This is a genomic window from Methylobacterium guangdongense, assembly GCF_038442355.1.
Taxonomy (GTDB): Bacteria; Pseudomonadota; Alphaproteobacteria; order Rhizobiales; family Beijerinckiaceae; genus Methylobacterium; species Methylobacterium guangdongense.
In genome coordinates, this window is the sequence record NZ_JBBXMX010000022.1 from 47,394 (window position 1) to 68,503 (window position 21,110).

Genomic DNA, 21,110 nt, shown 5'->3' on the forward strand with positions numbered 1-21,110 from the left:
GGCAAAGCCCGGGGTTCGCCGGTTCAGCCCCCCGCGCTCCGCAGGCCGCGGTCCCGCTGCGTCCGGGCCCCCTCCCCGGCCTCGGCGGCGGGTGCTGCGGCCGGCGCCGTCAGCCCGAACCGGCTGGCGATCTCGCCCATGGCGCTCTGCATCGTGTCGAGCCCCTGCACGGTCACGATGCTGGAACCGGGGCCGAGCGGCGGGATGAAGCCGGCCCCCGAGAGCGTCGAGAACACCGAGAAGTTCAGGTCGGTCAGCACCTTCTGTCCGAGGCTGACATCGGTGATCCAGACCAGCAGCTCGAATTCGAGGAACGGATCGCCGATCTTCTTGAACACCACCCGGGGCACGGGTTCCTTCAGCACGTCGGGATGGGCCGTCGCGCAGGACGTGATCATCTCGGCGGCCCGGACCGGATCCTGGTTGCGCAGGACGCTGACCGTGATGCTCACCCGCCCCGAGCGGTCGCCCCGCACCCGGTTCTTCACGACGCCGGAGATCAGGTTGGAGTTCGGCACGATCACGGCCGAGCGGTCGAAGGTCTGGATCTCCGTGGAGCGGACCGAGATCCGCTTCACGATGCCCTCGGAATCGCCGATCACCACCTGATCGCCGACCCGGATCGGGCGCTCCCACAGGAGCAGCAGGCCCGAGACGAAGTTGTTGACGATCGACTGCAGGCCGAAACCGATACCGACCGACAGGGCGCCGGCCACCAGGGTGAGCTTCTCGAGGCTCAAGCCCAGATACGAGAAGGCGAGCGCCAGGGCGAGCAGGAAGCCGCAATAGCCCGCCACGGTGGTGATCGAGTTGCGCAGGCCCGCGTCGAGATCGGTGGCCGGCAGGTAGGTGTTCTCCAGCCAGCGCTGGATGCCCTTGGTGATGAACACGCCGACCACCAGGATGCCGATCCCCAGCACGATGCTCGACAGCGAGATCGTAACGTCGCCGACCTTGAAGCCGAAGAAGGCCTGCCGGACCGACGAGACGATGTCGGTCGAGTCGAGCCCCCAGGGCGCCAGGACGAGGACCGCCGCCGCCAGGAACAGCACGACCCGGGCGGCGCCGGTCGCCAGGACCGAGATCTGGTTCAGCGAGCGCTTGCGCAGGCCGGTATTGGCCTGAAGCGTGGTGGCAAGCCGCGTCTCGTCGCTGAGCGCCTTGCCGACGAAGATGTCCACGCTCTGCACCAGCAGGTAGAGCAGCACGAGGATGCAGGCGGCCCAGATCAGCTGGTCGATCAGGAAGGTCGCGAAGGCGACGTAGCCGACCAGCGCGCCGAGCCCGATCACGCCGACCGCCGCCCAGCCGAGGAGCCGGGCCGGACCGCCGATGCCCGTGGTGGTCTTGGTCGGCACGTAGGGGCCGAAGCAAGCCTCCTCCTCCTGCTCGGTGTCGGCGAAGCGATGTAGGCCGATCGCCAGGATCAGAGCGGTCGCCACGGCGCCGAGGCCCCGCGTGGCGATGGAGATCGGCAGGGCGGCCGAGATGCCGGAATTCAGCGCCTCGACGGACTTCACCACGGTCACCACCGTGGCGATGCCGACCGCGAGGCGTGTGAGGCGCGTGGCCGCCGCGTCGCCCACAGGCGCGGGGCGCCAAGCCGGCTTCTCGGGGCTGAGCAGCCCGTCGCAGAGCGCCTCCACGAAGGCGATGAAGGCGAGCCCGCCCGAGATCGCGGCCGCCACCGGCAGGAGCCGGGACGGCAGGAGGTTGGTGGCGTCGAGCGCGTAGTAGACCGCGTAGGAGCCCGCCACCGCCGGCACCGTCCCGAGCAGGATCACCCGCCAGGCGGCGAGCAGCCGCGCCCGCCGCGACGGCTCCGTCTTGCCGGCATCCCGGCGGGCGCCCCGGGGCGCGATGTTGCGCCGGCCGAAATACAGCGCCACCGAGATCCCGAAGGCGAGCCCCAGGAACAGCAGGTTGCCGATGCTGCCGTTGCGCCCGAACAGCAGGCCGATGTCGGAGACGGCACTCTGAAGCGCACGCGTGTCCCGGGGGATGTCGGCCATCACCTTGGCCCAGAGGCCCGGGCCGATCAGCGGCTGGGAGCGCTGGAACAGGTCGCGGGTGAAGGATTCGCGGCGGCGGTTCGAGACGCGGTCGACGATCTGGTCGCCCTGCACCACCAGGGAGCGGGCCAGCCGCTGGGTCTCGTCGATCCGGGTGACGGCGGCCTCACGCTCGGCGCGCTGCTCGGCGACCTCCGGGCTCTCCTGGGTATCCTTGGGCTTCGGCCCGAGCTGGGTCAGCCGCTCCCGGGCGGCCTCGAGCGGCGCGTCGAGCCGCGTGACCAGGCCACGGATCTCGTCGGTGACCGTGGCGGCGCTGTCGCGAATGGCGGTGAGGTCGGTCACCGTCAGGTCCGTGTGTCCGAGCTGCTTCTCGCGGGCGTCGAGCTCGGCCTTGGCGGCATCGAGCTTGGCCCGCACGGCCTTGTACTGCTCCGGGAGGTCCGCCTGCGCCTGCGCCGGGGTCGGCTTGGCCTCGGTGGGCTTGGCGGCGGGCTTGGCGTCCGTGGGCTTGGTATCGGCGGGCTTGGTATCGGCGGCTTTGCCGGCCGGCGCCTGGGCGGGGGCTTGCGCGGGTGCCTGAGCCGGATCCTGGGCGAAGGCCGGCAGCGCCGCCATGGAGAAGCCCAGCATCAGGGCCGTGAAGAAGGCGGGCAGGCGGGACGGGCGCGCGCCGCCATCCGGCCGGGGGGTACGCGCTGGCGTACAAGTCATGGGCGACCTCTCGTCGGGCGCGCCGGACGCGCGGTCGGCTTCCGGCATCGGCGAATCGGCGGCGATAGGGGACCGGGCGGGCCTCCTGGCGGCTCGGCGCTCTGGGGGAGCAATAGGGCGAAACCGTGCTCCTGCCCACCCAGCGCCCGATCCGGTTGCGCCTCACCCGGCCGGACTGCCGGCGCAGACGACCTGCAGGGACGTCCTGTGGGTGCGTCCCTCGGCCCACCCGGAAAAGCTTCACAAGGGTGTCACGCTGGGATTAGATGAACATCTGATGGACAGGGCCTTTTCGTCATCACGCGAAAGGGCATGGCCGGCAAGCGCGCCGGCCCGGCCCGGCCGCGTTCTGGATCTGACCGCCTCGACTGGCGCCCCCGCGCGCCGGCCCGCCGCCCTGTTGTTCCTTCCGTCTCTCCCGCCAAGCCGACGCGTCGCGCGCCGGCCCGTCCTGCATCGGCCCCGGGCCGGTTCGGACGGGCCGGCGGGGCGACGGCGCGGTCCCGCGCGTTATCCGCGTCAGAGATAGTCCGAAGAGTCGCGCCGATGATGGATCTCCAAACCCTCGTCCTCAACGCGGATTATCGGCCGCTCTCGTACAATCCGCTCTCCCTGTGGTCGTGGAAGGACGCCTTCACGGCCCTGTTCCTCGACCGGGTCACCCTGGTGGCGAGCTACGACGTCGAGGCGCGCTCACCCTCGCGGTCGCTGCGGGTGCCGAGCGTTGTGGCGCTGAAGAACTACGTGGCGCTCGCCCGCAGCCCGGCCTTCACCCGCTACAACATCTACCTGCGGGACGGTTTCAGCTGCCAGTATTGCGGCCTGCGGCTGCCCTCGGGGGGCCTGACCTTCGACCACGTGGTGCCGCGCTCCCGGGGCGGCCTGTCGAGCTGGGAGAACGTCGTGGCGGCCTGCTCGCCCTGCAACCTGCGCAAGGCCAACCGCACCCCGGGCGAGGCCGACATGCCGCTGATGACCGAGCCCCGCCGGCCGACCCGCTACGAGCTGCATCACCGGCAGCCCGAGTTCGACCACAAGCAGTATCACCACACGTGGCTCGACTACCTGTACTGGGATAGCGAGTTGGAGAGCTGAGGCGGGGCAGCGCGTCGAACGTCGTTTGCGCGATGCCATGAACGTCGTGGATGCGAACGTCATCAAGAGCGGTCTCCTGTCGCGGAACGGGGCCTCCAATGCCGTCCTCACGGGAATGCTCGACGGGACGATCCCCTTCGCAGCTTCGACCGCCATCATCCTCGAATACGAGGACGTGCTCATGCGCGGTGGAGAACGGAGCGTCTTGCCGCTGATCGGCAGCACCGGCGTGGCCACGATCCTCGACGCGCTCTGCAGAATGTGTCTGGCGACCTCGATCTTTTACCGCTTCCGGCCCTTTCTGGCTGATCCGAAGGACGACCTGTACGTCGAGTGCGCCCTGGCTTCGCGATCGGACACCATCATCACGTTTGACGGCCACTTCGATCACCGTGACCTCACCGCCTTCGGATTGCGGAGAGCTACTCCGAGAGACATATTGATCGCGATGGGCTTGGCGAGACAACCCACATGAGCGCTGCCGACATCGTGCTCTCAGACGACTTGGCCTCACGGGTCAGATCCGTCGCGCGCGCGCGCGGCGTCACAGTAGAGGCCCTCATCAGCGAGAGCGTCGATACGCTTCTGGCTGTGGAGCGACAGCTCGCCTACCTGGAGGAGCGTGCTGCGCGATCAAACGTCCAGGCCGCAATCAAGCTCGTGCGCCAAGCACCGGATGTCCCGGCCGAAGCTGGCGACGACATGCTGGACCCCCTTCGTCGGCAGGGCGTAGGCGGCCGGTAAACGACGCAACGTCCGTTACGCCTTCCCGGCGACCGCCTCACCAAGCCGGGCCGTAGCGGGGCGGCTCGTTGTAGAGCGGGACGTTGTGGTTGCGCGGCAGGTAGTCCCGCACCAGCACAGGCGGCGGGATGACGGGGACGACCGGGACGGGCCGGACCCGGACCCGTTGATGGCGGATGACGTGCACCTCGGTCCGGTCCCCGGGCCAGGCGGCGGGGGAGGCCAGGACGGGTCCCGCGGCGAGCAGGGCCGCGGCGAGTGCGAGACGGCGACGACCACGCATGGACAGGCTCCCACCGGCAAGCAACATCGGACCGTGCCGCATCAGAACTTGACGGCCGCGCCGGCGCGGACGGTGTTCAGATTGACCTTGTGGCCGTCGAAATCGCTGAACAGGACGTACTGATACTCGGCCCGCAGCAGGATGTTCGGGGTGATCGCGTACTCGATGCCGACCCCGCCCGCCACGCCGGCGACCACCTTGGTCCGCGACTGCGCCTGGATCGACGTGAACGGCGTGCCGCTGTAGGGCGCGCTGGAATCGAAGCTCGCATAGCCGAAACCGGTCACGGCGGTCGGCGTCCCGGCCAGGTTGGCGTTGTAGGCGGTCAGGTTGAAGCCGTAGTTCGAATAGGCAGTCGAATCGGCGATGCGCGCCCGGCCGATGGCGACGCCGCCGGTCACGTAGGGCATGAAGTTCTCGAACGCGTAGCCGATCCGGGCGCGCAGCGTGCCGTAATCGTTGACCCGGGTGGCGGTGGCCCCGCTCAGGTTCACGGCTTCGTATACGCCGGCGGCCGTGGTCTGAATGCGGGCGACACTGTCGCGCGACACCCCCATCTTGCCGAAATAGGTGTAATCAGCTTCGACACCGAAGACGAATTGATCGAACTGGACGTTATAGCCCACGAAGGCGCCGAAGCTCGCCGCGCCGACCCGCCGCGACGGCGGGCTGAGCAGGGTCGAGGCGCTGAAGTCGGACTCGCCCGTGGTGTTGTGGGAATCCCGATAGATCAGGGGTTGCAGGGCGCCCTTGCTGCCCAGCGCCGCCGAGGTGTAGCCGCCATGGCCGCCGACATACACGCCGCTCCAGTCGATCACCCGGACCGGGGCCGGAACCGGATCGTACTCGGCGCCGCGCAGGTAATCGTAATCCAGGTCGGCGGCCCGGGCGGTGTTGGCGCCGCAGAGACCGAGAACCGCCAGCAGCGGAAAGGTGACGGTACGCATCGGGATCGTCCTGGAACTGACGTGATAGGCGGCGGATCGAGCCTCAGCACCGGGATAATCGAGTAACCTTAATCATCCGTTGCTCGATATGAATTTCCTCGTCTCAATGCTGTTGTATCGGTGTTGTCGACCAGTTCCCGGACGACATCGATCGACTTGTGTGATGTCCGCGGCTGCCTTGCGCCGGACGGCCCTGAAACGCGAAACGGCGCGGAGAGCCTCCGCGCCGTCGCCGTCCGATGATGAGATCGGGGTGTGATCAGTACTTGCGCACCAGCGGGCCGACCGGCTCCGGCATCAGCGGGGGCAGCGGGGCCGCCACGACGCCGCCGAGGTAGTAGCGCAGGCCGATCCTCACATCGTGCGCCTCGATGTCCTTCACCTTGATCGCCTGAAGGCTGCCCGTGCAGCACGGCACGTAGCCGGCGCCGGTCTCGGCCTTGCCGAGGTTCAGGTAGCGGTAGGCCAGTTCGATCTTGAACGCGTCGGTCACGTTGTAGGCGAGACCGGCGTGGAGCGCCCAGGCGAAGCTGCCGCTCGACTTGTCCTTGTAGAACTTGCTGCCGCTGTTGGTGTTGTAGACCGCATTGCCGTTCGCGTCGTAGACCGGCCGATAGTTGTAGGACGGCGCGCCGCAATCGCAGCCGTAGACCGGATTGCCGTAATCGTAGCCGTAGGTCGGGCTGGTGAACTGCTGGTTGGTCGAGTAGGACGAGATGTGGTTGAAGGCGTAGCCGACGCCGCCGCCGATGAACGGCGTGATGCCGTACCACGTGCCGAGATCGAAATACGCGTTGGCGAGCACGACGGCGGAGTCGAAATGGCCGCTCGACTTGTTGACGCCGTAGGAGCCGAGGCCGTCATCGTAATCCGGCCCGCGATAGTACTCGCTGCCGCGCAGGCCGGTGGCGTAGCGATACTCACCGGTGATGTCGCCGCGGAAGAACGGGGTGAACTGGTAGCCGACGCCGACGCCCGCGAAGCCGCCGCCGCCGATCTCGTTGCCGAAGGAGCGGTTGGCATCCGGATAACCGGTGTAGTCGTAGGCCTCGCTGTATTTCGGACGGTTGTAGACGCTGGCGCCCACATCGCCGCGCAGGTACCAGCCGCCGCCGACCTCGATCGGCTCGGGCGGCGGGGGCGGAGGCGGGGGCAGCAGGTCCGCCGCAGCGGCGAGGCAGGGCGCGCCGACGCTCGCCGCGAGCGTCAGGCTACGCACCAAAGCGGTGAGCTTGGAGCGGGCCATAAGAATTCCTTTACTGAACTCGTGAGCCCGACACTCCATGTGCGTGCTCGGGGTTACCCTGTGAAGAATGCGCGCAACGTCTTAAATCCAGCTTAACGTTAAATCTTAGGCTTGCGCGTTTCCAATCTGCTGTAGCGGATCGTTGTTCGACCAATATTTGTCTGTCTGCCGGCTGTAGGCCGTTCCATGTTCAACCCACCTGCCCGTGAGGACATCCCGATGCACAAGGTACCCCGCTCGTTACACCGGGACAGGCTCCGGCTGGGCAAAACGGGGCGCGGCGCCGGTGCTGCCTGAGGATGTGCGCATCCTGGCGCTGATGCTGCCCGAGGTGGTGGCGGGCGCCCATAGCGGCAACCCGGATTTCCGCGTCGGCGGCCGGGTGTTCGCCACCCTGTGGATCGAGGAGGCGCGGGTTGTGCTGCGGCTCGCGCCCGCCGATCAGGCCGCCCTGTGCGAGGCCGAGCCGGACCTGTTCACGCCGCTCGACGGGGCCTGGGGCCGCCGGGGCTGGACCAACCTCGATCTCGACCTGTGCGCGGAGGAGACGCTCCGCACCGCCCTCCTGGCAGCGTGGCGCATGACAGCGCCGGACCTGAGCGCGGCCTACGATTGAGCGCGCAAGTCCGGGTTTCAAAAGGTCGTCGACCTTGTGCGGGTGCAGGGCAGAGCCTTGCGATCGGGGCTCCGCCCCCGAACCCCGCCAAAGGGCTCGCCCTTTGGGATCCCGAACTTCAAGCCGCGGCGCGGGTGACGGCGTCGACCACCTCGTCGACCACCGCGTTGACGAGGCCGCGGTCGTCGCCCTCGGCCATCACGCGGATCACCGGCTCGGTCCCGGAGGGGCGGATCACGAGGCGGCCCGTATTGCCCAGCCGCTCGCGGGCATGCTCGATCGCGCTCACGACACTGTCCTGGCGCAGGGGCTCGCCGGCCTTGTAGCGCACGTTCTTGAGGATCTGCGGCAGGGGCTCGAAGCAGTGGCAGACCTCGCTCACCGGCCGGCCCTGGCGCTGCACCACGCTGAGCAGCTGGAGCGCCGCCACGAGGCCGTCCCCCGTGGTGGTGTAGTCCGACATGATGATGTGGCCGGACTGCTCGCCGCCGAGGTTGTAGCCGTGCTCGCGCATATGCTCGAGGACGTAGCGGTCGCCCACCGCGGTGCGGGCGAGCGTCAGCCCGAGGCCGCCAAGATAGCGCTCCAGGCCGAGATTCGACATGATCGTCGCCACCACCCCCGGCTGGGTCAGGCGCTCGTCCTCCTGCCAGGAGCGGGCCACCACCGCCATGAGCTGGTCGCCGTCGACCACGTGGCCCTTCTCGTCGACGATCAGCACCCGGTCGGCGTCGCCGTCGAGCGCGATGCCGATATCGGCCCGGCGTTCGCGCACCTTCGCGACCAGCGCCGCCGGGGCGGTCGAGCCGACATCGCGGTTGATGTTGAAGCCGTCGGGCTCCGTGCCGATGGCGATCACCTCGGCGCCGAGTTCCCACAGGGTCTCGGGGGCGACCCGGTAGGCGGCGCCGTTGGCGCAGTCGACCACGACGCGCAGGCCCTCCAGGGTCACGTGCCGCGGCAGGGTGCGCTTGGCGAACTCGATGTAGCGGGCATGCACGCTCTCGATCCGCTTGGCCCGGCCGAGATCGTTGGAGCCGGACAGGCGCTTGTGCATGTCGGCGTCGATCAATTCCTCGATCTCGCGCTCGATCGTGTCGTTGAGCTTGAACCCGTCGGGCCCGAACAGCTTGATGCCGTTATCCTCGAACGGGTTGTGCGAGGCCGAGATCATCACGCCGAGATCCGCCCGCATCGAGCGGGTCAGCATGGCGACGGCCGGGGTCGGCACCGGGCCGAGTTGCAGCACGTCCATGCCGACCGAGGTGAAGCCCGAGATCAGGGCGGTCTCGATCATGTAGCCGGACAGGCGGGTATCCTTGCCGATCACCACCCGGTGGCGGTGGTCGCCACGCTGGAACACGAGGCCCGCGGCCTGACCCACCTTGAGGGCGAGTTCGGGGGTAATCACGCCGTTGGCGCGACCGCGGATGCCGTCGGTTCCGAAATACTTGCGCACGAGGTCGTCTCCGAGGGTCGGTCTCACCGGCCGGACAAGGCTTAGCAGACAATCGTTTACGCCGGATGCCGAGCGGCCGGCGGGGCCAACCGGGTGCTTCCCGACAAAGGCGGTCGAAATGGGGCCACGGCCCCGACGGCCGCTACAGGATCCGCGGCAGCGACGCGCCGACCAGGGCGAGGCCCGAGAGGGTCAGGAGGCTCAGCACGAGGGTGCGGAACGACGCCTCGCTGATGCCGAGATAGATCCGCGCGCCGAGGACGGTCGGGATCAGCATGGCGGGCAGCACCACGGCCAGCATCGGCAGCATGTCCCGCGTGACGAGACCGGTGGCGATGTATGTGACGACCGTGACGGTGAGCATGGCGAGGTTGAAGTTCTGGATCACCGCCCGCTGCACGTCGCGCTCGTAGCGGCGCAGGGTGCACCAGAGGGTCGGCAGCACCCCCGTGAAGCCGCCGAGGCCGCCCATCATGCCGCCGCCGAGACCGACCAGCGCGTCGGCGAACCGGCCGCCCACGGTGACGCGCGGGAGGTTCCGGACGAACATCATGGTGGGGCACCAGACCAGCAGAAGCCCGCCGAGGATCACCTTGAACCAGTCGGCGTCGAGCCGCGGCAGCAGGAGGACGCCGAGGGGGATTCCAGCGAGGCCACCGAGCACGAAGGGCGCGAGGCGCTGGCTATCGAAGCCGCGCCGGACCGACAAAGCGGCGACGACCTGCCCCGTGAAGGCCCCGGACACGGCGAGGAACGCCCCGAGCTTCGGATCCAGCACCCAGGCCCAGAACGACAGGGAGACGAGCCCGAAGCCGAAGCCCGAGAGACCCTGCACGAAGCCAGCGACGACGGCGCCGAGGGCGACGACGAGATAGGTCGAGACCGGCATGGGTGTTGGCTGCGCCTTGTGGAGAGGCCGGTGTTTCCGATTTGGAGGGGCAGGCCGAGTCGCCGGCCAAGCTGGCGCCGTCGATTTGCCGACAGCGGATCTGGTTTGTCACGTACGAAAAAGGGCGCCTCGCGGCGCCCTCTTCGTTCATCTCAACCCAGAGGCTCAGGCCTGCGGCTGCGGCTCCAGACCGCCGTCGCTCTCCTTCGGCCGGCCGCGGCCCGCCGAAGGGACCGAGGAGCCCCGGGCCGGGGTCGGCGGCACGTCGCCGCCGTCGCGGATCGGGGGCTGGCCCTTGAGCAGGTTGCGGATCTCCTCGCCCGAGAGGGTCTCGTATTCGAGGAGCCCCTGCGCCAGGGCCTCTAGGTCGTCCTTGCGTTCGGCGAGGATGCGGCGCGCCTCCTCCAGGCCGGTCTCCACCAGGCGGCGGACCTCGGCGTCGATCTTCTGGGCGGTCGACTCGGACACGGATTGCTGCCGGCCCATCGACATACCGAGGAAGACCTCGTCGTTGTTGTCGCCATACGCGACGGTGCCGAGCTCCGGGCTGAAGCCCCAGCGGGTCACCATCATCTTGGCGAGCCGCGTCGCCTGCTCGATGTCCGACTGGGCGCCCGAGGTCACCTTGTCCTGGCCGAAGATCATCTCCTCGGCGATGCGGCCGCCCATCATGATCGCCAGCCGCGAGGTCATCTGCTCGAAGCTCATGGAAAGCTTGTCGCGCTCCGGCAGCTGCATGACCATGCCGAGCGCCCGGCCGCGCGGGATGATGGTCGCCTTGTGCACCGGGTCGGTCGCCGGGACGTTCAGCGCCACGATGGCGTGGCCACCCTCGTGATAGGCGGTGAGCCGCTTCTCATCCTCGGTCATCACCAGGGTGCGCCGCTCGGCACCCATCATGACCTTGTCCTTGGCGTCCTCGAACTCGTGCATCGTCACGATGCGCTTGCCGCGGCGGGCCGCCAGGAGGGCCGACTCGTTGACGAGATTCATCAGGTCGGCGCCCGAGAAGCCCGGGGTGCCGCGCGCGATGGTCTTGAGGTCGACATCCGGCGCCAGCGGCACCTTGCGGACGTGGACGCGCAGGATGCGCTCGCGGCCGGTGACATCCGGGTTCGGCACCATGATCTGGCGATCGAACCGGCCGGGACGCAGCAGGGCGGGGTCGAGCACGTCGGGGCGGTTGGTCGCCGCGATGATGATCACGCCCTCGTTGGCCTCGAACCCGTCCATCTCCACGAGGAGCTGGTTCAGGGTCTGCTCGCGCTCGTCGTTGCCGCCGCCGAGGCCGGCGCCGCGGTGGCGGCCGACCGCGTCGATCTCGTCGATGAAGATGATGCAGGGCGCGTTCTTCTTGGCCTGCTCGAACATGTCGCGCACGCGGCTGGCGCCGACGCCCACGAACATCTCGACGAAGTCGGAGCCCGAGATGGTGAAGAACGGCACGTTGGCTTCACCGGCGACCGCCCGGGCGATCAGGGTCTTACCGGTGCCGGGCGGGCCGACGAGCAGCACGCCGCGCGGGATCCGGCCGCCGAGCCGCTGGAATTTTTGGGGGTCGCGGAGGAATTCCACGATCTCCTGGAGGTCTTCCTTGGCCTCCTCAACGCCCGCCACATCGTCGAACGACACGCGACCATGGGCCTCGTTCAGGAGCTTCGCCTTCGACTTGCCGAACCCCATGGCGCGGCCGGCGCCGGACTGCATCTGGCGCGAGAGGAAGATCCAGGCGCCGATGAAGACGAGGATCGGCAGCCAGCTCACGAGGAGCTGGATGAACCAGGGGGTGTTGTCGGACGGCGGACGGGCGGTGATCTGCACGCCCTTGCCCTGGAGCTTGGAGACCAGGCTCGGATCGTTGGGCGCGTAGCTCGTGAAGTTGCCGCCGCCCACGTAGGTGCCCGACACGTCCTGCCCGGAGATCACCACCGACTGGATCTTGCCGGCATCGGCATCGTTCAGAAGCTGGCTGTAGGCGATCTCGCTGCCGCCGCCCCGATGCCCCGGATTCTGGAACAGGGTGACGAGGGCCAGCACAAGCAGGAAGATGACGACCCACAAGGCAAAGTTGCGAAAATTCGGGTTCATCGATCAATCCTTGGCGTGCGCGACCCCCAGGACGGACGCGTCGACCGGCTCGGCCAGTCCCTCCGTGCACACAGCGCCAATGTAAGCGGGGGGGCCTCCCTTGCCAAGTAATGGCGACACCCCTGCGGCGAGGGCAGCACTCTTCGCCCTCGGCCGGCGCGGCGCCGCCGCGGCGAGGCTCACCGTACCGGCGGGCTCCGTCGCGATCAGGAAGCCCGCGAGACTGCGCCGGATCGCAGCCCGGCCCCGCAGAGCCGGCAGCAGCGATTCGAGCACCAGGGCTTCGAGCCGTTCGAGCCGGCGGGGCGCCGCCCCCGCCTCCGTCAGGGCGCGATCGAGGCAGCGCAGGGCGATCGCCTCCGGCAGGGCCGCCAGCCTGGTTCCGTCGAGCCGCAGGGTCGCGCCCTCGGTCGGGAGCCGCGCGGCGTCGAGGGCCTGCTCGGCGGCGATGCGCAAAGCCGCCTCGTCGCGGGCGGCGCGCTCGGCGAGGCGGGCGAGGCGCGCGGGGGTCAGACCCTCGCGCTCCAGGATGGGCCAGGCCCCGCGCAGGCGGCCGCGGGCGAAGCGCGGGTCGGCGTTGCTGGGATCGCGCAGATAGGGGATGCCGCGGGCCGCGCACCACGCGATCAGCGCGGCCTTGGGCAAGGCCAGGAAGGGCCGTCCCAGGGTGATCCCGGGCGCCAGCACCCGCTCGGCGCGCATGCCGGCGAGCCCCGCGGGACCGCTGCCGGCGGCCAAGCGCATCAGCACCGTCTCGGCCTGATCGTCGCGGGTATGGCCGGTGAGCACGAGCCCGGCGCCGATACGGCGGGCCTCGGCGGCCAGCAGGTCGTAGCGGGCGGCGCGGGCCGCTTCCTGCAGGCCGGCCGCCGGCTTCGGTCCCGCCCAGGACAGGATCGCGTGCGGCAGGCCGAGCGCCCGGGCGGCGGCGGCGACGCCTTCGGCTTCCGGGCGGGCCTCCGGGCGCAGGCCGTGATCGACGGTGGCGACCCCGGCACGCGCGCCCAGGGCCGCAGCGGCGTGCATCAGTGCGCTGGAATCGGGCCCGCCCGAGACGGCGAGCAGCACGCCACCGCCGAGCCACGGTTCGAGAGCCTGAAGAACGGGGTCGTCCGCGGAGCCGGTCATGGATTCAGAAGGTCCGTGACCTTGTGCGGGTGCAGGGCGGAGCCCTGCCGTCGCGGGTCACCCAGGGGATCGGGGCTCCGCCCCGACACCCCGCCAAAAGGCTGAGCCCTTCGGGAACCCGGACCAATCAGGCGCCGCAGCGGACGCGCTTCTGCTCGCGCGCGACACCCTGGCGGATACCCGCCCCGGCATTCGGGAACTTCCGATCCAGCTCGGCCAGGGTCGCGCAGGCCTGCTCGCGGGCGCCGAGCGCGGCCAGCGTGACGCCGAGCTTCAGCATGGCATCGGGAGCCTGGCTCGAGCGGGCGTAGTCGGTGGAGACCTTCAGGAACTGCTCGGCCGCCTCGCGGTTGCGGCCACGGGCGAGGTAGCTCTCGCCGAGCCAGTAGGTGGCACCGGCGACGCGGTTGTCGCGGGGATGCGACTGGATGAACTGGCGCAGGCCCATCTCGGCCTGCTCGTACTGCTTGCCGCGGTACAGCTCGACCGCGGCCTCGTAATCGGCCGCCGGATCGCCCGTCCGGGTGGCGGCGACGCTCTCGGAGGGTCGGGCCGGGATCGCCCCCGTGCGCGCCGGCGGGCGCAGGTCGACCGGCTGGTCGTAGCCGGGGGCGGCCGCCTCGGCGTCCTCCTCCTCGCCCTCGATGGCCCCTTGCGGCAGGCGCTGCGGCCGCGGCGCGGCTTCGGCGGCTTCGGTCGCCTCGAAAGCCTCGCGGGGCGGCAGGGGCGCGGAGGGCTGGGTGCTGCCGAGCTGCATCGGCGCGCCCGGCGCCCCGGGGGCCTGCGACGGATCGAACGCGTCGCCGCGCTTGCCCGGCCGCCCGGAACCCGGATTGACGCCGTTGACGGTGCCGCCCGGCCCCGAGGACGGGGCGGCTGCAGGGGCTGGCTTTCCGCCCCCCTTGCCCTCCCCCTTGCCCTCGTTCAGGCGGAACTCGACGTCCTCCTGGAACTTGCGCAGCTGCTCCTTGAGCTGGCGGTTCTCGTACTGGAGGGTCTCGATCTGCCCCGCCATCACGCGGGACTGGTTCTCGATGCGCCCGAGGCGCACGACCAGCTCGGAGGCGTCCTGCGCGGCGGCCGGGTGGCCGAGGAGCGTGGCCCCCAGGGCGGTGGCGACGGCGAGGCGGGTGCGAAGGCGGGCGGTCATGATGCGGCTGCGATCCGGTGTCGGCGCGAGGCCCTATCAGATGCGCCGATCAGCGGCAAAACTGGGGCGTGCCCGCACGATTTACGACATCGGGCTCGCGCTCCGTCCGGTGACGATCGGGGAGATGGGCTCCACGCCCACGGCGCGGGGTTCGCGCGGTCTGCCGGGCGACGTCTCCGATCGTCCCGTGCCGCGGCCAGCCGGACGGCGGATCGCGCGGTCCCCCGATCCGGGCCCGTGATCCCAAATCGTGCCCTCGGGCCGGCGGCGCAAGGATACGGATTGAACGCGCCAAGTCCGCATCTTCCGATTTTCACAGATCTTCGGTGCAGTCCCGCCGAGTCCTTGAAGATCCCGGCAAAAACACGCGCCAGGCGCACGATCTACGCGTGATTTCGCAAGGCAAGCTTCACGTCAACTTCGGGGGATACGGTTTCTTCTTGGCCCATGCCCTGCTGAAGCGTATCGACGTGAGCGAATTACCCACCCCGAGTCGCGCGCAGCATTCGACCCCCGGCGACCATGCCGTGCAGCGCGTGGCTCAGCTCGCTTCCGATGCGGCGCCCGCGAGCGTCGCCCGGGACCAGTCCCTTCTGGACGGCCTGACGAAGGCCAGCAAGATCATCGAGATCGGGCCGGCCCACAATCCGCTCGTGCCGCGCAGCGCCGGCTGGAACAGCTTCAGCCTCGATCACGCCACCCGGGCAGAGCTGGTCGCCAAATACGCGGCCGATTCCTGGGTCGATACCGCGAAGATCGAGGAGGTCGATTTCGTCTGGCACAGCGGAGCGATGATCGACGCCGTTCCGGCCGAACACCACGGCACGTTCGACGCCGTCATCGCGAGCCACGTCATCGAGCACACGACCGACGTGATCCGGTTCCTCCAGGCGGCGCGCACCCTGCTCCGGCCGGAGGGCAGCCTCCGTCTCGCGGTCCCCGACAAGCGCAAGTGCTTCGACTTATACCGCAACCCCTCGACCACGGCCGACGCGATCGTCGCCTACGAGGACAAGCGGGACCGGCACGACACGCGCACGCACCTCGACTACGCCCTGCGGATGGCGGCCAAGGGCGGCTGCCCGGGCTGGTTCGAGGGCGACACCCAGACGGCCGAACTCCTCCACCACGTCGAGATCGCGTGGCAGATGCTGCGCTACCGCGACGTCCCGGATTACGTGGACGCGCACAACTGGGTGTTCGTGCCGGCAAGCTTTGCGTTAATGATGCTCGAACTCGGCGCGCTCGCGTTCCTCGACCTACGGGTCGAGAGTTTGGTCGTGATGCCGGCCACCGAATTCCTCGTCCAGCTCCGGCCTGGGCGGGAGGCGATCGATCCGGACGCGATCCAGGCGCGGCGGCGCGCGCTCATGGACCGGATCCTGATCGAGCTCGCCGATCAGACGCGACAGATCGCGGGCAGCCCGCTTCACGTGCCCCCGCCCCTGCCTGCCGCGGATCCGACCCCGCCCAGGCCACGCTCCCGGTTGCATCTCTGGTTGTCGGGCGGGCGGCGGGATTCCCGCTCACCCGCGTGAGCCGGCCGGAGCCGTCGGTCCCGCGCAGAGGCGAGGGATGCGGCGGGCCTTACGCCCCGGCGCCGCGGTCCAGCACGATCACCGCCCGGCGGTTCTGCGACCAGCACGAGATGTCGTTGCACACCGCCACCGGCCGCTCCTTGCCGTACGACACGGTGCGCATCCGGCTCGCCGTGATGCCGCGGGTGGCGAGGTAGTCGTTCACCGCCTGGGCGCGGCGGGCGCCGAGGGAGAAGTTGTACTCCCGGGTGCCGCGCTCGTCGGCATGGCCCTCGATGATGAAGGTGTAGCGCGGGTAGCGCTGGAGCCACGCGGCCTGCTTGTCGAGGGTCGCGGTCGCGGTGGGGGTCAGGTCGGTGGAGTCCGATTCGAAGAAGACCCGGTCGCCGATATTGACGACGAAGTCCTGCGCACTGCCCGGGGTCGCGGCGCCGGCCCCGAACGCGGAGGCATCGGCGAGGTCCTTGTCGTTGCTGCAGGCGCCCAGCCCCAGGCCGGCGACGAGGACGAGGCCGAGGGCGGCGGCACGGAAACGCTGCGTCATGATCGTAAAAACTCCTCGCGCGGGGCCGAAGGCCGGCTGCGGGTCTTCGAGGCAGGTCCGCGTAGTCCTTGAGCGCCGTGTTTAGGCGCGGATGGTTAAGCGACGGTTCCGCCGGGCTGCGCGGGCGGGTGGTGACGGCCTGCAACGTTCGGCGGCGTGCGCTGACACACCCGGGGACGCGCCCCGAATGCGGCGGCCGCGGGGCGGACGACCCGGACGGGCGATTTCATGCGGATCGGTTGCGGCGCTGCAACAGGAGCGCGTGGGGTTCGCACCGTCCGGTAACGCACCGAGGGGGCTGATTAAGGGATCCTCAACCCTATCGATCCCTTAATCGTCGGGCCGAACACCGGGTCCTTCCGCCATGCGCCCCGCCCAGAGCGTCCTCATCGTCGAGGACAGCTATCTGCTCCTCGAAATCGTCGCGAGCCTGTGCGAAACGCACGGTATCCGGGTGATCGAGGCCTCCACCGGCGAGGCGGCGCTGACGCTTCTGCGCGCGCGCGGCGCGGCGATCGACTGGCTGTTCACCGACATCCACCTGCCCGGGCTGATCGACGGCTGGACGGTCGCCCATGCCTTCCGGACGCTCCATCCCGACCGGCCGGTGGTCTACACCTCGACCGACACGATGGGCCGCAGCGGCGTGCCCGGCAGCCTGTTCCTGCGCAAGCCGTTCCAGATGCAGGAGGTCAACCGGCTGGTGCGGATGATGGTCGAAGGGCTCGGCGAAACGACGCTCGGCGCGCCTCTCCGCGCCGCCGGCTGAGCGGGTTCAGCCGGCCCGGAACAGGGCCACGATCTCCGGCGCGGCGAGCCAGGCTTCCACCCGCGGGCAGGAGAGGTCGCCGGCCGGCAGGGTGTCGTAGATCGCAAAGCTCGCCGCGACGAAGCCCGGCAGGTCGTAGAGCACCGGGAAGTCGTCGAGCGCCTTGGACTTCGACGCCTTCGCCTTGAACAGGTACGATCCGGTCAGCCCGAACTGCTCGGCCACGGGCGGATAGATCGGCCAGATCACGTCCTGGGTCAGCTCGTCGCCGAGGTAATCCTCGATCTCCACCGGCTCCGGGGTGATCCCGCTCTCCACGAGCAGGCGCCGGGCGATGTCGCCGACGACATGCGCCTTCGGGTGATTCATCAGGTGCATGAAGGCGCCCCGGCGCGCCCAGCGGGTCAGCTCGCGCTCCAGGCCGAAGCCCAGGGCCTCGGCCGACCCGACGAGTTCGCGCACCGCCGGATCCCAATGGTCGAGGTATCCGAGGCGCCGGAAGACGTCCTCGCGGAACAGGCCGGCGGTGTGGTCAGGCGCGAGCCCGAGCCGGTGGGCAGCCAGCACGATCGCCGAATGGTACTGCCCCATCGGCGAGGGCGCGAGCTTCAGCGCCGCGAGGTCCGAGGCTTGGCCGGCATAGACCATGTCGGGGTGGAAGGCCGAGAACACGATCGAGGGAAACAGCCTGAGCCGGGGATCGGCGGCCCGCAGGGCAGCGGCGTCCCCCCCCGGGATCAGCCCGGCCGGGAAGGTCTGCGAGAAGACGTGGTCGTGGGTCCGCAGGGTCCGGATCAGGCCGTCGATATGGCCGTGGTCGCGCTTCAGCGAGCCCATGGGCAGGTAGCGGACCGGGCTCTTCGGCGCGAGCAGGCGCATCGCCCGGGCGACGCCCCGGGCCTGGCAATTGCCCAGGACCGCGATGCTCGGCCCGTCGCGGTCCGTAGCGGCACGGGCGCGGTTCCGCCATGGTGTCGCCCAGGTAGGCGCCCAACTGGACGTCGGAAACATGAACGCGCTGCGGGCGCGCCGGGGCAGGTCGTTCAGGGCCACGTCGCGTGCCGTGTCAGCGGACGGGTCAGCGGTCCCGAGGGCCGTCGCCGTCGTGAGGAAGAGGGTTCGAAGATGGCGTTGAATCCGTATACGGGTCTACCGGCCGAGCGATTCTGGCGCAAGGTCGTCACCAATGTGCCGCCCTTCGCGGTCAATCCGCACCCGAAGGACACGTTCGTGATCGCGCCGACCGACAAGGTCGCCACCGGCGGCTCCTGCTTCGCGCAGCGGGTGGCCGAGGCGGTGCGCGGCGCCGGCTTCAACTACTACCTGACCGAGCCGCCGCCCCCCGGCATGGGCGCCGAGGAGGCCAATGCCCGCCAGTTCGGCACGTTCTCGGCGCGGTACGGCAATCTCTACTACACGCGCCAGTTCGTGCAGCTCTTCGACCGGGCCTACGGCAAATTCGAGCCGGAGCTGAAGGCGTGGCTGCGCGACGACGGCCGCTACGTCGACCCGTTCCGCCCCACGGTCGAGCCGGCGGGTTTTGCCAGCGAGGCCGAGGTGGTCGCCGCCCGCGACGCGCATCTCGCAGAGGTGCGCCGCCTGTTCGAGACGCTCGACGTGTTCGTGCTGACGCTCGGCCTCACCGAGGGCTGGCGCTGGCGGGCCGACGGGGCGGCGCTGCCGCTGGCCCCCGGCGTCGCGGGCGGCACCTTCGACCCTGAACTCTACGAGTGCGTCAACGCCGGCGCCGCCGAGGTTCTGGGCGACCTCAACGGCTTCCTCGACCGGCTCTGGAGCGTGAACCCGAAGGCGCGGGTGATCTTCACGGTCTCGCCGGTGCCGATGATCGCCACCTACATGGACCGGCACGTGATGGAGTCGAACAGCTACTCCAAGTCGGTGCTGCGGGTGGCGGCCGGCGAGGTGGTGGGCCGCGGCGACCCGCGGGCGGTCTACTTCCCGGCCTACGACATCGTCACGAGCAACGTGAACGCGGGCCGCTACTACAACGAGGACCAGCGCACCATCAACGACGCGGGCGTGCGCCACGTGATGCGCCTGTTCCTGGCGACCTTCGCGCGCGACCGGGTCTCCCCGGCGCCGACCCACGCGCCGGTGGACCTCGCGGCCGAGTTCGAGGGCAATGCCGGCGTGATCTGCGACGAGGAGGAGATCGAGCGCAGCGTGGCGTGAACGCGGCGCGGCGCGAGCTTCGGGCTTCCGCGCCGATCAGCCTGTCGAAGGCGCCCCGACATCGACCTGAGACGGAAGCTTGAGCGCGAGAGGAGCCGAGGATCATCGACTCCCCTCGGATCCGAGCGGCGCGCGCGCCAGCTGCAGCCAACGCTTGCAAACGCAGAACCGATCACATCCGCCACGGGCCTTCAGACAAAAATTCAGGTCCTCGGCAATGTGTCCTTTGGCTTAATGTCCATAATTATGTACATTGCGACATGGGTGAGAATGATCTGACCGAGTGGGATGATGAGAAAAATGCGCTCACCATCTCTCTCCGTAAGATCGACTTCGCCGATCTGGAAGCAGCCTTCGATGGGCGGTTTGCCCTGGTCAAAGAGGATCGGCGGCAGGATTACGGAGAACAGCGCTTCAATATGATCGTTGCGCTGCACGGAATCATCTTCAACATCACCTTCACACCGCGTGGGGGCAAACAGCGGATCGTGTCCGCCCGCCTCGCCAACCGGAAAGAAAGGAGGGTCTACCATGCCAGGGAAGGCGGCTAAGCCGACACACGGCCAGACTGATTGGGCAACCCTCCGCGCCCTGTCTGAGGATGAGATCGAGCGGATGGCCGCTGAGGACACGGACAACCCGGCGACGATCAATGAGGACGCGTGGGCGCACGCGACCGTCTACGTCCCTACCGGCAAGACCGCGATCCACGCGACGTTCGACAGGGATGTGGTGGCGTTCTTCAAGCAGGGCGGCAGAGGCTATCAGACCCGCATGAACGCCGTGCTGCGGCACTACATGGAAACTCAGCAGGCCAAGAAGGCCGGACGATAAGCCGACGCGGAACAGGCTCGAACCTTCCGCGGCCTGGGTGCCAATCCGGGTTTGCCTCCGGGCGGACGTTTCGGGCAAGCTCGGCCACCCGGGCGCCCGCGCCCCTCCGGAGACGAATCCCTTGAGCCTGCCCCCGCCCCGCCACGCCGACCACGACATCGATCCGGTCTTCGTGAAGCGGCACTCGCCCCGCGCCTTCACGGGCGAGGCCGTGCCCGAAGCCGAGCTGATGCGGATGATCGAGGCGGCGCGCTGGTCGCCCTCGGCCTACAACTCGCAGCCCTGGCGCTTCCTCTACGCGCTGCGGGGCGATGCCCATTGGGAGACGTTCTTCGGCCTGCTGGTGCCCGGCAACCAGAAATGGGTCGCGGGCACCGGGGCGATCGTGTTCCTGGTGTCGAACGGCTTCATGAAGGTCGGCGACGCGCTGAAGCCCTCCTACAGCCACTCCTTCGATGCCGGCACCGCCTCGCTCGCGTTCCAGCTCCAGGCGATCCACCAGGGCTGGCACGCCCACGGCCTGGTCGGCTTCGATCACGTCCGCGCCCCCGAGCTGCTGCGCCTGCCCGCCAATCACCGGATCGAGGCGGCCTTCGCGGTCGGCCGCAAGATCCCGGAGGCCGAGCTCACCGAGGAGCAGCGGCCGCGCGAGGCCCCGAACGGCCGCCGGCCGATCACCGACTTCACCATCGCGGGGCCGTTCCCGGCCGCCGCGGACTAAGCCGAATCGGAACCGGCTGCTTCGCCCGGGGATTGTGTCCGCAGCGCAAAGCCATCGTGGGTCCGGCCGTGGGTCCGGCAGGCACCGTCGTCGAGCCGGGCCTGGGTCCATCTTACCCGCCCTGCGATCTTCAGGAGTTG

Annotated in this window: 21 protein-coding genes; 10 read left to right on the plus strand and 11 right to left on the minus strand. The window is 69.4% G+C overall.

The window, feature by feature from the left end:
- Positions 1-23 precede the first annotated feature (23 nt).
- Positions 24-2,726, minus strand: a complete 2,703-nt coding sequence (locus AAHG09_RS26855) for a DUF3772 domain-containing protein (protein ID WP_342110564.1) — start codon at positions 2,724-2,726, stop codon at positions 24-26.
- Between the two features lie 546 nt (positions 2,727-3,272).
- Here AAHG09_RS26855 and AAHG09_RS26860 point away from each other — a divergent pair.
- Genes AAHG09_RS26860 through AAHG09_RS26870 form a run of 3 tightly spaced genes read left to right on the plus strand, consistent with a single transcriptional unit; the run spans position 3,273 to position 4,565 of the window.
- Entirely contained in the window at positions 3,273-3,821 is a 549-nt protein-coding gene (locus tag AAHG09_RS26860) for an HNH endonuclease (protein ID WP_342110566.1), read from the plus strand.
- Positions 3,822-3,858: 37 nt separating this feature from the next.
- Positions 3,859-4,296, plus strand: coding sequence for a putative toxin-antitoxin system toxin component, PIN family (locus AAHG09_RS26865; protein ID WP_342110568.1), 438 nt, complete (start codon positions 3,859-3,861; stop codon positions 4,294-4,296).
- Positions 4,293-4,565, plus strand: coding sequence for a hypothetical protein (locus tag AAHG09_RS26870; protein WP_342110570.1), 273 nt, complete (start codon positions 4,293-4,295; stop codon positions 4,563-4,565). Before AAHG09_RS26865 ends, AAHG09_RS26870 begins: the two co-directional genes overlap by 4 nt.
- A gap of 37 nt (positions 4,566-4,602) precedes the next feature.
- Here AAHG09_RS26870 and AAHG09_RS26875 read toward each other — a convergent pair whose 3' ends face one another.
- The 3 genes from AAHG09_RS26875 to AAHG09_RS26885 form a co-directional block, all read right to left on the minus strand.
- Positions 4,603-4,848, minus strand: coding sequence for a hypothetical protein (locus tag AAHG09_RS26875; protein WP_342110572.1), 246 nt, complete (start codon positions 4,846-4,848; stop codon positions 4,603-4,605).
- Between the two features lie 41 nt (positions 4,849-4,889).
- Positions 4,890-5,795 (minus strand): outer membrane protein, encoded by a 906-nt coding sequence (locus AAHG09_RS26880; protein ID WP_342110574.1) that lies wholly within the window; start codon positions 5,793-5,795, stop codon positions 4,890-4,892.
- A 259-nt stretch (positions 5,796-6,054) separates the two neighbouring features.
- Positions 6,055-7,041: an outer membrane protein gene (locus tag AAHG09_RS26885; RefSeq protein WP_342110575.1), complete on the minus strand. Its 987-nt coding sequence runs from the start codon at positions 7,039-7,041 to the stop codon at positions 6,055-6,057.
- A 286-nt stretch (positions 7,042-7,327) separates the two neighbouring features.
- Here AAHG09_RS26885 and AAHG09_RS26890 point away from each other — a divergent pair, with 286 nt between their 5' ends.
- Positions 7,328-7,657 (plus strand): MmcQ/YjbR family DNA-binding protein, encoded by a 330-nt coding sequence (locus AAHG09_RS26890; protein ID WP_342110577.1) that lies wholly within the window; start codon positions 7,328-7,330, stop codon positions 7,655-7,657.
- A 118-nt stretch (positions 7,658-7,775) separates the two neighbouring features.
- Here AAHG09_RS26890 and glmM read toward each other — a convergent pair whose 3' ends face one another.
- The 5 genes from glmM to ybgF form a co-directional block, all read right to left on the minus strand.
- A complete protein-coding gene (gene glmM / locus AAHG09_RS26895) occupies positions 7,776-9,116 on the minus strand; it encodes a phosphoglucosamine mutase (protein WP_342110579.1) in 1,341 nt (446 codons plus the stop codon).
- Positions 9,117-9,258: 142 nt separating this feature from the next.
- Positions 9,259-10,005 carry a sulfite exporter TauE/SafE family protein gene (locus AAHG09_RS26900; RefSeq protein ID WP_342110581.1) on the minus strand — a complete coding sequence of 249 codons (747 nt, stop codon included), beginning with the start codon at positions 10,003-10,005 and terminating at the stop codon, positions 9,259-9,261.
- 165 nt (positions 10,006-10,170) lie between these two features.
- Positions 10,171-12,093 carry an ATP-dependent zinc metalloprotease FtsH gene (ftsH, locus tag AAHG09_RS26905; RefSeq protein ID WP_342110586.1) on the minus strand — a complete coding sequence of 641 codons (1,923 nt, stop codon included), beginning with the start codon at positions 12,091-12,093 and terminating at the stop codon, positions 10,171-10,173.
- A gap of 3 nt (positions 12,094-12,096) precedes the next feature.
- Positions 12,097-13,221, minus strand: a complete 1,125-nt coding sequence (gene tilS, locus AAHG09_RS26910; protein ID WP_342110587.1) for a tRNA lysidine(34) synthetase TilS — start codon at positions 13,219-13,221, stop codon at positions 12,097-12,099.
- A gap of 127 nt (positions 13,222-13,348) precedes the next feature.
- Complete coding sequence (gene ybgF, locus AAHG09_RS26915) at positions 13,349-14,371, minus strand: tol-pal system protein YbgF (protein ID WP_342110588.1); 1,023 nt, start codon at positions 14,369-14,371, stop codon at positions 13,349-13,351.
- Positions 14,372-14,841: 470 nt separating this feature from the next.
- On the opposite strand from ybgF, the gene AAHG09_RS26920 reads away from it, so the two are divergent.
- Positions 14,842-15,909 carry a methyltransferase domain-containing protein gene (locus AAHG09_RS26920; RefSeq protein ID WP_342110589.1) on the plus strand — a complete coding sequence of 356 codons (1,068 nt, stop codon included), beginning with the start codon at positions 14,842-14,844 and terminating at the stop codon, positions 15,907-15,909.
- A gap of 49 nt (positions 15,910-15,958) precedes the next feature.
- Here the strand turns inward: AAHG09_RS26920 and pal are convergent, their stop codons facing one another.
- Positions 15,959-16,453, minus strand: a complete 495-nt coding sequence (pal, locus tag AAHG09_RS26925) for a peptidoglycan-associated lipoprotein Pal (protein ID WP_342110591.1) — start codon at positions 16,451-16,453, stop codon at positions 15,959-15,961.
- Between the two features lie 364 nt (positions 16,454-16,817).
- Here pal and AAHG09_RS26930 point away from each other — a divergent pair, with 364 nt between their 5' ends.
- Positions 16,818-17,222: a response regulator gene (locus tag AAHG09_RS26930; protein ID WP_342110594.1), complete on the plus strand. Its 405-nt coding sequence runs from the start codon at positions 16,818-16,820 to the stop codon at positions 17,220-17,222.
- A gap of 6 nt (positions 17,223-17,228) precedes the next feature.
- Here AAHG09_RS26930 and AAHG09_RS26935 read toward each other — a convergent pair whose 3' ends face one another.
- Positions 17,229-18,233, minus strand: a complete 1,005-nt coding sequence (locus AAHG09_RS26935; RefSeq protein WP_342110596.1) for a WcbI family polysaccharide biosynthesis putative acetyltransferase — start codon at positions 18,231-18,233, stop codon at positions 17,229-17,231.
- 114 nt (positions 18,234-18,347) lie between these two features.
- Here AAHG09_RS26935 and AAHG09_RS26940 point away from each other — a divergent pair, with 114 nt between their 5' ends.
- The 4 genes from AAHG09_RS26940 to AAHG09_RS26955 all read left to right on the plus strand — a co-directional run bounded on the left by AAHG09_RS26940 (position 18,348) and on the right by AAHG09_RS26955 (position 20,970).
- On the plus strand, positions 18,348-19,415 hold the full coding sequence (locus tag AAHG09_RS26940; RefSeq protein ID WP_342110598.1) for a GSCFA domain-containing protein: 1,068 nt from the start codon (positions 18,348-18,350) through the stop codon (positions 19,413-19,415).
- 260 nt (positions 19,416-19,675) lie between these two features.
- The gene (locus AAHG09_RS26945; protein WP_342110600.1) at positions 19,676-19,966 is read left to right on the plus strand and encodes a BrnT family toxin; all 291 of its coding nucleotides are present in this window, start codon (positions 19,676-19,678) and stop codon (positions 19,964-19,966) included.
- A 64-nt stretch (positions 19,967-20,030) separates the two neighbouring features.
- Positions 20,031-20,249, plus strand: coding sequence for a BrnA antitoxin family protein (locus AAHG09_RS26950; RefSeq protein WP_342110604.1), 219 nt, complete (start codon positions 20,031-20,033; stop codon positions 20,247-20,249).
- 121 nt (positions 20,250-20,370) lie between these two features.
- Positions 20,371-20,970 carry a nitroreductase family protein gene (locus tag AAHG09_RS26955; protein ID WP_342110607.1) on the plus strand — a complete coding sequence of 200 codons (600 nt, stop codon included), beginning with the start codon at positions 20,371-20,373 and terminating at the stop codon, positions 20,968-20,970.
- Positions 20,971-21,110 lie beyond the last annotated feature (140 nt).